Here is a 12,757-nt window from a genome sequence, read left to right as displayed (position 1 = left end):
GGGCGCCGGATAGCCTTCAGGCGTGCTGCAGATACGGGTGATCGCGCCGGCGGAACTGACCGAGTCGGTGCTTGAGCTCTGCCGGCACACTCCGGGCGTCGCGCATGTCGTCGTGCACCGCGGTGCCGCCGTCGAACCGGCCGGCGACCTCGTCGCCGTCGACGTGGCGCGGGAGTCGGCCGACAGGATGGTCGGCCGGCTCAAGGCGCTCGGCTTGACCGACGACGGCGCCATCACCCTGGAGGCCCTCGGCACGGTGCTGTCCAAGGCCGGGTTCAGGGCCGACGACGAGGCCGAGGGCGACGGGGCCGACGCGGTGTTGTGGGACGAGTTGCTGGCGCGCACCCGCGAGGAGTCCAGTCTGTCGGTGACCTTCCTAGCTTTTCTGTGCATCGCCTGCTTGCTGGCCGCGGTGGGTGTGCTGACAGATTCGGCCGTCACGGTCGTCGGCGCCATGGTGGTGGGTCCGGAATTCGGTCCGCTGGCCGCGTTGGCGGTGGCGCTGGTGCGGCGCCGCGCAGCCCTGGCGCGGCGGGCGGCCGCGGCGCTGTTGATCGGCTTTCCGCTGGCGATGGTCCTGACGGGTGTCGCCACCCTCGGTTTCGAGGCGCTCGGCTGGGTGGCACTGACCAGCACCCGGAACCTCGAGCAGGTCGACTTCATCTTCCAGGTGGGCCCGTTCTCCTTCGTGGTGGCGCTGCTGGCTGGAGCTGCCGGAATGCTGTCGCTGGTGTCTGCCAAATCGGCTGCCCTGGTAGGGGTTTTCATCTCGGTCACCACGGTGCCCGCCGCGGGCTTCGCGGTGGTTGCTGCCACCGTCGGCGATTGGGACATCGCGGCGTACTCGGTCTTGCAGCTGATGGTCAATCTGATCGGCATCGTGGCGGCCGGCGTCGTGGTGCTGGCAGCACACCGGAGGCTGCACGACGCGTAACCGTGCTGCGCGGGTCCCTGTGGTGTGGTGGGATTCCCGTCATGGGAATCAAGGTGGCGCTGGAGCACCGCACCAGCTACACGTTCGACAGACTCGTGGAGTTGTATCCGCATGTGGTGCGGCTGCGCCCCGCCCCGCACTCCCGCACCCCGATCGAGGCCTACTCGTTACAGGTCGAGCCGGCCGACCACTTCATCAACTGGCAGCAGGACGCCTTCGGAAACTTCCTGGCCAGGCTGGTGTTCCCGAACCGGGCCAGCAGCCTCACCATCACCGTCGGCCTGATCGCCGACCTGAAGGTGATCAACCCCTTCGACTTCTTCATCGAGGAATGGGCCGAAACGGTCCCGTTCACCTACTCGCGGGCGCTGGCCGAGGATCTCAAGCCCTACCTGCGCCCGGTCGACGAGGCCGGCGCCGGCACCGGCCCCGGTGAGCTGGTCGAAGCCTGGGTGAAGAACTTCCACGTCCCCGACGGCACGCGCACCATCGATTTTCTGGTGGCGCTCAACCGCGCCGTGAACGCCGACGTCGGCTACAGCGTCCGGATGGAACCGGGTGTGCAGACCCCGGACCACACGCTGCGCACCGCGATCGGTTCCTGCCGCGATTCGGCGTGGCTGCTGGTGTCGATCCTGCGCCAGTTGGGCTACGCCGCGCGGTTCGTCTCCGGCTACCTGGTCCAGCTGACCTCCGATGTCGAGGCGCTCGACGGTCCGTCCGGCCCGGCCGCCGACTTCACCGATCTGCACGCCTGGACCGAGGTGTACGTGCCCGGCGCCGGGTGGATCGGCCTGGATCCCACCTCGGGTCTGTTCGCCGGGGAAGGTCACATCCCGCTGTCGGCCACCCCGCACCCGGAGTCCGCCGCGCCGATCACCGGCTCGACCGGGAAGTGCGAGACCACGCTGGAATTCTCCAACGTCGTCACCCGGGTACACGAGGATCCGCGCGTCACGCTGCCCTACACCCCGGCCGCCTGGGCCTCGATCATCGATTTGGGGGAGAAGGTGGACGCCCGGCTGTCGGCGGGCGATGTCCGCCTGACCGTGGGCGGCGAACCGACCTTCGTCTCCATCGACAACCAGACCGATCCCGAATGGACCACCGAGGCCGACGGCCCGCACAAACGCCAGCGGGCCTCGGCGCTGGCTGCCCGGCTGAAGAAGGTGTGGGCACCGCAGGGACTGGTGCAGCGCAGCCAGGGCAAGTGGTATCCGGGAGAACCGTTGCCGCGCTGGCAGATCGGGTTGTTCTGGCGGGTCGACGGTGCGCCGCTGTGGAGCGACCCGTCGCTGCTCGCCGACCCCTGGGGCCAGACCAATCCCGAGCCGGCCCCCGACGGGGCCGACGCCGCGTTGCTGGGAGCGGTCGCCGACGGGCTGACGCTGCCGGCCAGCCAGGTCCGGCCGGCCTTCGAGGATGCGCTGAGCCGGTTGGCGGGTGCGGTGCGGCTGCCCGCCGGTGACCCGGTCGACACGGCCGACGACCTGAGTGCCGACGATGCGGCGTCCCGCGCCGCGTTGCTGGCCCGCCTCGACGAATCCGTCGTCGAACCCGCCGCGCACGTGCTGCCGCTGCACCGCCGCGACGACGACTCGGGCTGGGCCAGTGCGGACTGGCAGCTGCGGCGCGGCCGCATCGTCCTGCTCGAGGGGGATTCACCCGCCGGTCTGCGCCTGCCGCTGAACGCCATCAGCTGGCATGCGCCGCGACGGACCTTCGAGGCCGACCCGCTGACCCAGGACGGCACCCTGCTACGGGGCCCGGCCCAGCAGGCCGAGGCACCCGTCGAGCCGACCGAGGATGCACCCCCCACCGCACTGGTGGCCGAGATCCGGGACGGTTTCCTCTACGTCTTCCTGCCGCCCACCGACACCCTGGAGGACTTCGTCGACCTGGTGTCACGGGTGGAAGCCGCGGCGGCGGCGATCGCGTGCCCCGTGGTCATCGAGGGGTACGGGCCACCCCACGACGGCCGGCTGACGTCCATGACGATCACCCCGGACCCGGGCGTCATCGAGGTCAACGTGGCGCCCACGGCCAGCTTCGCCGACCAGCGAGCACAGCTGGAGACGTTGTACGAAGAGGCCCGGCTGGCGCGCCTTTCCACCGAGTCGTTCGACGTGGACGGCACCCACGGCGGCACCGGCGGTGGCAACCACATCACCCTGGGCGGCATCACCCCGGCGGACTCGCCGCTGCTGCGCCGTCCCGATCTGCTGGTGTCGCTGTTGACCTATTGGCAGCGCCACCCCGCGTTGTCCTACCTGTTCGCGGGGCGCTTCATCGGCACCACCTCGCAGGCGCCGCGGGTCGACGAGGGCCGCTCGGAATCCCTGTACGAATTGGAGATCGCGTTCGCCGAGATCGCCCGGCTGGCCGAGATCGGTGCCGCCAAACCGTGGGTGACCGACCGCGCGCTGCGGCATCTGCTCACCGATATCACCGGCAACACGCACCGGGCCGAGTTCTGCATCGACAAGCTCTACAGCCCCGACAGCCCGCGTGGCCGGCTCGGCCTGCTGGAGCTGCGCGGGTTCGAGATGCCACCGCACCACCAGATGGCCATGGTGCAGTCGCTGCTGGTGCGCTCGTTGGTGGCGTGGTTCTGGGATGAGCCGCTGCGCGCCCCGTTGATCCGGCACGGGGAGAATCTGCACGGCCGATACCTGTTGCCGCACTTCCTGATTCAGGATATCGCCGATGTCGCCGGTGATCTGCGCGCGCACGGGGTCGACTTCGACACCAGCTGGCTGGACCCGTTCACCGAGTTCCGCTTCCCGCGGATCGGCACCGCGGTGTTCGACGGCGTCGAGATCGAACTGCGGGGCGCCATCGAGCCGTGGAACGTGCTGGGGGAGGAGTCCACCGCCGGGGGCACCGCACGGTATGTCGACTCGTCGGTGGAGCGCGTGCAGGTGCGCCTGATCGGCGCGGACCGGCACAGGTACATCGTCACCGTCAACGACCAGCCGATCCCGCTGCTGGCCACCGACAAGGCCGACGTCCAGGTCGGGGGTGTGCGGTTCCGCGCCTGGCAGCCGCCCAGCGCGCTGCACCCGACCATCACCGTCGACGGCCCGCTCCGCTTCGAGCTCATCGACACCCTCACCGGTTCGTCGAAGGGTGGCTGCACCTACCACGTGGCCCATCCCGGCGGCCGCGCCTACGACAGCCCGCCGGTGAACGCCGTCGAGGCCGAATCGCGCCGCGGACGCCGGTTCGAGGTGGCCGGATTCACTCCGGGCCGGCTGGATCTGTCCGATCTCCGGGAGAAGCAGGCGCGCCAGTCCACCGATATGGGTGCGCCGGGGATTCTTGACTTGCGCCGGGTGCGTACCGTTCTGCGGTAATGGTCCTTCGCGCAAACGGCTCACCGGAGCCGAATATCGGTGTGTCCGGCACCACCTCGGTTTCGACCGACGATGTGCTGGTGGGGTACCGCGCTGCCCGCGCCCAGCAGGCGTTGTTCGATGTCCGGGGCATGGCGGGCAGCGGATACGACGAGTTCGTCGACCCCGCGGGCGGCGTTCGGCCCACCTGGCGTGAACTGGCCGAGTGCGTCGGCGAGCGCGGTCGCGACGGGCTGGATCAGCTGCGCGGTATCGTCCGCGGGCTGGTCGACGACGACGGCATCACCTACGTGCACGTGGATCCGTCCTCGCCGGCGAGTGACGGCGTCTCGGTGCCGTGGCACCTGGACGCGCTGCCCCTGCTGGTGTCGGCCGCGGACTGGAACCTGCTGGAGGCGGGCCTGGTGCAGCGCTCCCGGCTGCTGGACGCCGTACTGACCGATCTGTACGGCGAACGCCGGTCCATCACCAGCGGCGTGCTGCCGCCCCAGTTGCTGTTCGCCCACCCCGGCTATGTGCGTGCGGCACACGGTATCGAGGTGCCGGGCCGCCACCAGTTGTTCCTGCACGGCTGTGATGTCAGCCGCGCCGCCGACGGCAGCTTCCGGGTGAACGCCGACTGGACCCAGGCGCCCTCGGGCGCCGGATACGCGATGGCCGGGCGGCGCGTCATCGCGCACGCCGTTCCCGATCTGTACGAGCGGGTCGGTCCGCGCCCCGCATCGCCCTGGGCGCAGGCGTTGCGACTGGCACTGATCGACGCGGCTCCCGAGACCGCCGAAGAACCGGTCGTGGTGGTGCTCAGTCCGGGTGCGCATTCCGAGACCGCCTTCGACCAGGCGTACCTGGCCACCGTGCTCGGTTTCCCGCTGGTCGAGAGTGCCGACCTGGTGGTGCGCGACGGCCGGTTGTGGATGCGTTCACTGGGCACCCTCAAACGGGTCGACGTGGTGTTGCGCCGGGTCGACGCCGAGTACGTCGACCCACTCGACCTGCGTGCCGACTCGCGCCTGGGGGTGGTCGGTCTCGTCGAGGTGCTGCGCCGCGGGGCCGTGACGGTGGTCAACACGCTGGGCAGCGGTATCCTGGAAAGCCCTGCGCTGCTTCGCTTTCTGCCCGAGCTGGCCGAACTGCTGGTCGGCGAGGTGCCCCAGTTGCACAGCGGTGGGGTGTATTGGGCCGGCTATGCCAACGAGCTCTCACACATCCGGGCGAACCTGGCCACGCTGCTGATCAAACCGGTCGACGGCGGTCGCACCATCGTCGGCCCGACCCTGCCGCCGGCTCGTCGCGACGAGCTCGCTGACCGGATCGCCGCCACGCCGTGGCGATGGGTGGCGCAGGAACTGCCCGAGTTCTCGTCCGCGCCCACCGATTACTACAAGGGTGGGCTGTCGGCGGCCAGTGTGGGTATGCGGCTGTTCACCGTGGCCCAGCGCGGCGGCTATGCACCGATGATCGGTGGACTGGGATTCCTTCCGGCGCAGGGAAGTTCGGCGTACACGATGAACACCGTGGCCGCCAAGGACATCTGGGTGCGCACCCCGGACCGGGTCAGGGCGGTGCCGGCGCCGTCGATCGAGCTGGCTCCGGCGTATGTCGCCGCCGGAGCGGCTCCGGTGATGACACCGAGCCCGACCCGCGCGGTGAGTTCGCCGCGCGTGCTGTCGGATCTGTTCTGGATGGGTCGCTACGCCGAGCGCGCGGAGAACATGGCGCGTCTGCTGACGGTCACGCGCGAGCGGTATCACGAATACCGCTACCGCCAGGACATGGACGGCAGCCAGTGTGTGCCGGTGTTGCTGTCCGCGATCGGTGCCATCACCGGAACCGATATCGGCGCGGGCAGTGACGATCACGAGATGATCGCCATCGCGCCGAGCACGCTGTGGGCGGTGACCGCCGACCGGCGGCGCTCCGGGTCGCTGGCGCAGGCGGTGGAACGGCTGGGCCTGGCCGCCCGCGGTGTGCGCGACCAGATGTCCAACGACACCTGGATGGTGCTGGCCTCGGTGGAGCGGGCCGTGGGACACCGGGCGGCCACCCCGCCCGAATCACAGACCGAGGGTGACGCCTACCTGGCCGCCGCGCACAGCAAGACCCTGGCCGGCATGCTGGCGCTCTCCGGGATGGCCGCCGAGTCGATGGTGCAGGACATCGGCTGGACGATGATGGACATCGGTAAGCGCATCGAGCGCGGCCTGGGCCTCACCGCGTTGCTGCGGGCCACCCTCACCGAGGTGCGCAGCCGGGACGCCGAGCAGACGGTCACCGAATCCACGCTGGTGGCCTGCGAATCGTCGGTGATCTACCGGCGCCGGATGCTGGGCCAGGTCAGCCTTGCCGCGCTGACCGAACTGGTGCTCTTCGACGGCGAGAACCCGCGGTCGTTGGCCTATCAGTTCGAGCGGTTGCGCGCCGGCCTGAAACGGTTGCCGTCCGCGTCGGGTGCCTCGCGACCGGAACGGCTGGTCGAGGAGATCGCCACCCGGTTGCGTCGTATCGACCCCCTGGATCTGGAGGTGGTCGCTGCCGACGGTACCCGCGCCGAACTGGCCGAACTGCTCGACGGGATACACGCCAGCCTGCGTGATCTGTCCAACCTGATCACCGCGTCGCATCTGTCCCTGCCCGGCGGTATGCAACCGCTGTGGGGACCCGACGAGAGGCGGGAATTACCGTGAGCTCCAGGGGCTACGAGATCACCCACCGCACCACCTATCGGTACTCCGACGTGGTGACCAGCTCCTACGGCCGGGGTTTCCTCATCCCGCGCAGTTCGTCACGGCAGCGCTGCCTGGCCCACGAACTGCTCATCGACCCGGATCCCGCCGACAGCTCCACCAGCCGGGACGCCTACGGCAATATCAGCTCCTACTTCCACGTCACCGAACGCCATCGCACGTTGACGGTGACCAGTCGCGCGGTCGTCGAGGTCGACGCGCCACCGCCGGACTATTACACCGATGCCGACCTACGGGTGCCGTGGGAGCAGGCGCGCCCGGTCGGGTTGGCCTGCGAATTCGCCATGGATCTGGTGCCGCCGGAGATCACCGATGAGATACGTGCTTATGCGGCACCGAGTTTCACGCCGGAGCGGCCGCTCATCGAGGTGGTGCGGGAGCTCACTTCGCGGATCTACCACGATTTCACCTACCTGCCCGGGTCCACCACGGTGTCCACCGGTGTCGCCGAGGTGCTCGCCGAGCGCGAGGGCGTGTGCCAGGATTTCGCCCGGTTGGCCATCGCCTGCCTGCGCGCCAACGGGTTGGCGGCGAGTTACGTCTCGGGCTATCTGGCCACCGACCCGCCGCCGGGCAAGGAGCGGATGGTCGGGGTCGACGCCACCCACGCCTGGGCCTCGGTGTGGACACCGGGGGATCGGTGGGTCGCCTTCGATCCCACGAACAACCAATTGATCGACGAACGCTACGTCGTCGTCGGCTTCGGCCGCGATTACGCCGATGTTCCCCCGTTGCGCGGCATCATCTACACCGACTCGGAGAGTAGCGTGATAGACGTCGCGGTCGACGTCGCGCCGTACTAGGGGGAGGGTTCATGCGGGATTTCACGTGCCCGAACTGTGGTCAGCACCTGGCTTTCGAAAACTCGGTCTGTTTGTCCTGCGGTGCCGCGCTGGGATTTTCGCTCGAGGACAAGGCGCTGCTGGTGATCGCGTCCGCCGAACACAGCGGGCACGCCGGCGCGGTGGCCAGCAGCGAGTATCAGCTGTGCGCCAATCTCCATGTGGCCGAATGTAACTGGTTGGTCCGAACGGCCGGGCCGCCGCAGCTCTGTGCCTCGTGCATGCTCACCCGGACCCGGCCCAGTGACGGCGACGAAAAGGCGTTGGCGTCGTTCGCGGGCGCGGAACGGGCCAAACGCCGACTGTTCGTCGAACTGTACGAGTTGCACCTGCCGGTGGTCGGGCGCGATGCCGACCCGCAGTACGGCTTGGCGTTCGATCTGCTCTCCAGCGAGCAGGAGAAGGTGCTCACCGGTCACGTCAACGGCGTCATCACCCTGGACCTGGCCGAGGGCGACGATGTGCACCGCGAGCAGTTGCGTATCGAGATGTCCGAGCCGTACCGCACCCTGCTCGGGCACTTCCGCCACGAGATCGGGCACTACTACTTCTACCGGTTGGTGGGACCGTCACCCGACTACCGGACGCGGTTCGAGGCGCTGTTCGGCGATCCCGACGCCGACTATCAGGCCGCGCTGAACCGGCATTACACCAACGGAGCGCCGCAGGGCTGGGAGGAGACCTACGTGTCCTCCTATGCCACCATGCACCCGGCCGAGGACTGGGCCGAGACCTTCGCCCACTATCTGCACATCCGCGACACCCTGGACACCTCTGCGGCGTTCGGGTTCGCTCCGGCCAGCGCCACCTTCGATCGTAAGATGTTGGGCCCCAGTGGCTTCGACACCATCATCGAGATGTGGCTGCCGCTGGCCTGGGCGCTGAACATGGAGAACCGGTCGATGGGCAAGGACGATCTGTATCCGTTCGTGCTGCCCCCGGCCGTGCTGGAGAAGATGCGGTTCATCCACACCGTGGTCGACGAGTCGACCTCGGCCAAGCCGGCCGAGCTCAGCGCCTCGACGCGCTGAGCTCGAGCAGACTCTGGGCAGTCGCGGTGACCGCATCGGCCGCCGAACGTGGCTGCCAGCCCAGCATTTCGGTGGCCTTGGCGTGCGACACCTGTTTCGGCTCGCCGAGCAGACCGGCGAAGAGCGCCAGCTCCGGGCGGGTGGCGGCGACGGCACGGAAGTCGGCATCGTCGACGACGAGTTCGGGCACCTGCGCCGCGCGATCACCCAGCCGGGAGCGCAGCGTCGCGGCGATCTCGGGCAGCGTCACCGCGGCACCGGCACTGGCCAGGTAGCGCTGTCCGGCCGCCACCGGGCTGGTCATGGCCCGCAGGTGCAGGTCGGCCACGTCGCGGACGTCGACCACGGCGAAGGATGCCCGCGGCAGCGGTGCCGGTCGACCGCTCAGCAGCATGGCGATGATGCCGACCGAACTGGACAGCTTCGACCCGAGAACCGGCCCGAACACGCCCACCGGATTGATCACCGTCAGCTCGGGTGCCCCCGGCGTGGCCGCGACGAAGTCCCACGCGGCCCGTTCGGCGAGGGTCTTCGACAGCACATACGGGCTGTTGTCGTCGGACGGGTCGGTCCAGTCGGATTCGTCGTAGACCCATCCCGCCGGTCGGGGGCTGTACCCGACGGCGGCGAAGGATGAGGTCAGCACCACGCGCCGGACACCGCCCGCCGTCGCGGCGCGCAGCACCCGCAGGGTTCCTTCCCGGGCCGGCACGATGAGATCGTCGGGATCGTCGGGCTGCTGCGGGGGAAAGGGCGACGCCATGTGCAGCACATGGCCGGCACCGGCCACCGCCTCGGCCCAGCCGGTGTCCTCGGTGAGGTCGGCCGCGACGAAGCTCAGCTCGGTGGTGTCCGCGCCCGCCCTGGTCAGGGTGTCGCGCACCTCGGCTTCGCGGGCGGCCGATCGCGCCGTGGTGCGCACCCGGTGTCCGGCCGCGAGCAGTTGCGCAATGGTGTGTCCGGCAAGGAATCCCGATCCGCCGGTGACCAGGGTCAGCGCCGTGGGTTCAGTCATGGTGTGTCGCCTCTTCCTCAAGTAGCCGGTTGCCCAGCGCGATGATCTCCGGGATCAGGCGTTGTTCGGCGTCGTCGTCACCGCGTTGGCGGGCCGCCCACATATCGGCCTTGGCCGCGACATAGCGCCGGCGCACCTGCAGTCGGCTGATCTCGTCGCCCAGGCGCTGTGCGTGTGCGGCGAACAGCCGCTGCTGGTCGGCCGCCGAGTCGGGGCCGCCGCGCATGTTGTCGACGTAGTTCCGCATATCCCGCACCGACATCCCGGTGCCGCGCAGGCAGGCCAGTGATTCGATCGCCGTGACCAGCTCCGGCGGGTACCGGCGGTGCCCGCTGCTCGGGTCGCGGGGAACCGGGTCGAGCAGCCCGATGCGCTCGTAGTAACGCAGCGCCGACTCACTCAACCCGGTGCGCCGGGCCACCTGTTGGATGGTCAGGTCGGCGAGGACGGTGACGGACAGGTCGATGGGCATGCCTGCACTCTGCCGAACTTGAACCGCTTCAAGTCAAGTGTGGTTCGCCTCACTGGTCACGGTCCGGTGACGCGGGCATGTCGCAGCGGCGCTGCGGTGCCCGCCGTTCCTAGCATCGCGCGGGTGAGTGATCGTTACGGTTCCGACATCCTGGCCCGAAACCCGCACACCCCGAAGCGGGTTCGCTCGGTGGAACATCCCGCGGACAAGGGCCTGGTGGTCGAGGAACCGACCAGTGGGTTCGTCGGCGCGGTGGTGCGGGTCGGGAACAACCGGGTGGAGCTGGAGGACCGCAACGGCCGGGTCCGGTCCTTTCCGATGGGCCCGGGATTCCTGGTCGAGGGCAAACCCGTCATCCTGACGGTGCCGAAGGTGGTCAAGGCCCCGGTGCGCACGGCATCCGGCTCGGTCGCGGTGTCCGGGGCGAAAGCCAAGGTGGCGCTGGCCAGCCGGATCTACGTCGAGGGCCGCCACGATGCCGAGCTCGTCGAGCAGGTGTGGGGCGCGGACCTGCGGATCGAGGGTGTGGTCGTCGAGTATCTGGGTGGTGTGGACGATCTGGCCGGGATCGTGGCGGAGTTCCGGCCCGGGCCCGGCCGCAAGCTCGGGGTGTTGGTCGACCACCTGGTGCAGGGATCCAAGGAGTCCAGGATCGCCGACGCCGTGCGCCGTGGGGCCTGGGCGAGCGAAGCGACGGGGAAAGGTTCCGCTGGTGAGCATGCCCTGGTGGTCGGGCATCCGTTCATCGACATCTGGCAGGCCGTCAAACCCGAACGACTGGGCATGACGCAGTGGCCGGTGATCCCCCGGGGCACCGACTGGAAGCACGGGATCTGCGAGGCGCTGGGCTGGCCGCACGCGACGCAGGCCGATATCGCCGGGGCCTGGCAGCGCATCCGCGGCCGCGTGCGGGACTGGAACGACCTGGAACCTGCACTGATCGGCCGGGTGGAGGAACTCATCGACTTCGTCACAGTGCAGCCCTGAGCTGCGGTCGGTGCGGCGTGGTAAGCAGAAGGCGTGTCTGACAGCCTGTTCGACGTACCGGGTGGGGAGCAGTCGTCCTCGGCCGGCATCGACGCGCCGTCGGCCGCCAGCCCGCTCGCGGTGCGGATGCGTCCCGCCACTCTCGACGATGTCGTCGGCCAGCAGCACCTGCTCAAACCGGGTTCACCGCTGCGCCGCCTGGTCGAGGGCTCCGGTGCCGCGTCGGTCATCCTGTACGGGCCGCCCGGCACCGGCAAGACCACGCTGGCGTCCCTGATCTCCGGTGCCACCGGCCGCCGGTTCGAGGCGCTCTCGGCGCTGTCGGCCGGCGTCAAAGAGGTCCGCGCCGTCATCGACAAGGCGCGCCACGCCCTCATCAGGGGCGAGCAGACGGTGTTGTTCATCGACGAGGTGCACCGGTTCTCCAAGACCCAGCAGGACGCGCTGCTGGCGGCCGTCGAGAACCGGGTGGTGCTGCTGGTCGCCGCCACCACCGAGAATCCGTCGTTCTCCGTCGTCGCGCCGTTGTTGAGCCGGTCGCTGATCCTGCAGTTGCAGCCGCTGGGCGCGGCGGACATCCGCACCGTGATCCGCCGGGCCGTCGCCGACCCGCGCGGCCTAGGCGGCGCGGTCGGGATCGACGACGACGCGGTGGAACTGCTGGTGAAGCTGTCGGCCGGCGACGCGCGCCGGGCGCTGACCGCCCTCGAGGTGGCGTCCGAGGCGGGCGAACAGATCACCGTCGCGGTGGTCGAGCAGTCGCTGGACCAGGCCGCGGTGCGCTACGACCGCGACGGGGACCAGCACTACGACGTCATCAGCGCCTTCATCAAATCGGTGCGCGGCTCCGATGTGGATGCCGCGCTGCACTACCTGGCCCGGATGCTGACGGCCGGAGAGGATCCGCGGTTCATCGCACGCCGGCTGATGATCCTGGCCAGCGAGGACATCGGGATGGCCGATCCGACCGCCCTACCGACCGCGGTGGCCGCGGCGCAGACCGTGGCGCTGATCGGGCTGCCCGAGGCTCAGCTGACGCTCGCACACGCCACCGTGCACCTGGCCACCGCGCCGAAATCGAACGCCGTCACCACCGCGCTCGGGCAGGCGATGGGCGATATCCGGGCGGGCAAGGCCGGCCTGGTGCCGCCGCACCTGCGTGACGGGCACTACTCCGGGGCGTCGAAGCTGGGCAATGCGGTCGGCTACAAGTACGCCCATGACGCGCCGGGTGGTGTTGCGGCCCAACAGTATCCACCGGATGAACTGGTGGGAACCGACTACTACCGGCCCACCACGCACGGCGCCGAGCGCGAGATCACCACCCGGCTGGACAAGTTGCGCGCCATCGTGCGGCGCACCCGCTGACGGGCCGG

General features: G+C 69.5%; 9 protein-coding genes. 7 read left to right on the top strand and 2 right to left on the bottom strand.

All coding sequences use genetic code 11. The features are described 5' to 3' along the window. Nucleotides 1-22 precede the first annotated feature (22 nt). The 5 genes from QN239_RS19655 to QN239_RS19635 are packed head-to-tail and all read left to right on the top strand — an operon-like array spanning nucleotide 23 to nucleotide 8,907. Nucleotides 23-934: a DUF389 domain-containing protein gene (locus QN239_RS19655; protein WP_090364430.1), complete on the top strand. Its 912-nt coding sequence runs from the start codon at nucleotides 23-25 to the stop codon at nucleotides 932-934. Between the two features lie 41 nt (nucleotides 935-975). Next, entirely contained in the window at nucleotides 976-4,290 is a 3,315-nt protein-coding gene (locus QN239_RS19650) for a transglutaminase family protein (RefSeq protein ID WP_499012850.1), read from the top strand. Continuing rightward, a complete protein-coding gene (locus QN239_RS19645) occupies nucleotides 4,290-6,974 on the top strand; it encodes a circularly permuted type 2 ATP-grasp protein (RefSeq protein ID WP_499012849.1) in 2,685 nt (894 codons plus the stop codon). The genes QN239_RS19650 and QN239_RS19645 overlap by 1 nt, the downstream gene beginning before the upstream one ends. Beyond that, nucleotides 6,971-7,837 carry a transglutaminase family protein gene (locus tag QN239_RS19640; RefSeq protein ID WP_499012847.1) on the top strand — a complete coding sequence of 289 codons (867 nt, stop codon included), beginning with the start codon at nucleotides 6,971-6,973 and terminating at the stop codon, nucleotides 7,835-7,837. Before QN239_RS19645 ends, QN239_RS19640 begins: the two co-directional genes overlap by 4 nt. Nucleotides 7,838-7,848: 11 nt before the next feature. Continuing rightward, a complete protein-coding gene (locus QN239_RS19635) occupies nucleotides 7,849-8,907 on the top strand; it encodes a zinc-binding metallopeptidase family protein (protein ID WP_499012846.1) in 1,059 nt (352 codons plus the stop codon). Here the strand turns inward: QN239_RS19635 and QN239_RS19630 are convergent. Both QN239_RS19630 and QN239_RS19625 read right to left on the bottom strand, forming a co-directional pair. Continuing rightward, nucleotides 8,888-9,922 carry an NAD-dependent epimerase/dehydratase family protein gene (locus tag QN239_RS19630; RefSeq protein WP_499012844.1) on the bottom strand — a complete coding sequence of 345 codons (1,035 nt, stop codon included), beginning with the start codon at nucleotides 9,920-9,922 and terminating at the stop codon, nucleotides 8,888-8,890. The two genes, QN239_RS19635 and QN239_RS19630, sit on opposite strands and share 20 nt — an antisense overlap. Continuing rightward, nucleotides 9,915-10,394, bottom strand: coding sequence for a MerR family transcriptional regulator (locus QN239_RS19625; protein WP_499012842.1), 480 nt, complete (start codon nucleotides 10,392-10,394; stop codon nucleotides 9,915-9,917). Before QN239_RS19625 ends, QN239_RS19630 begins: the two co-directional genes overlap by 8 nt. 123 nt (nucleotides 10,395-10,517) lie before the next feature. Between QN239_RS19625 and QN239_RS19620 the strand changes: the two genes are divergently transcribed. Both QN239_RS19620 and QN239_RS19615 read left to right on the top strand, forming a co-directional pair. Then, complete coding sequence (locus QN239_RS19620) at nucleotides 10,518-11,381, top strand: DUF3097 domain-containing protein (RefSeq protein WP_499012840.1); 864 nt, start codon at nucleotides 10,518-10,520, stop codon at nucleotides 11,379-11,381. A 33-nt stretch (nucleotides 11,382-11,414) separates the two neighbouring features. Then, a complete protein-coding gene (locus QN239_RS19615) occupies nucleotides 11,415-12,749 on the top strand; it encodes a replication-associated recombination protein A (protein WP_499012838.1) in 1,335 nt (444 codons plus the stop codon). Nucleotides 12,750-12,757 lie beyond the last annotated feature (8 nt).

Source organism: Mycolicibacterium sp. Y3, from assembly GCF_051188035.1.
Taxonomy (GTDB): Bacteria; Actinomycetota; Actinomycetes; order Mycobacteriales; family Mycobacteriaceae; genus Mycobacterium; species Mycobacterium fluoranthenivorans.
The sequence above is the reverse complement of the archived record's forward strand: the minus strand, read 5'-3'. Positions and strand labels throughout refer to the sequence as shown.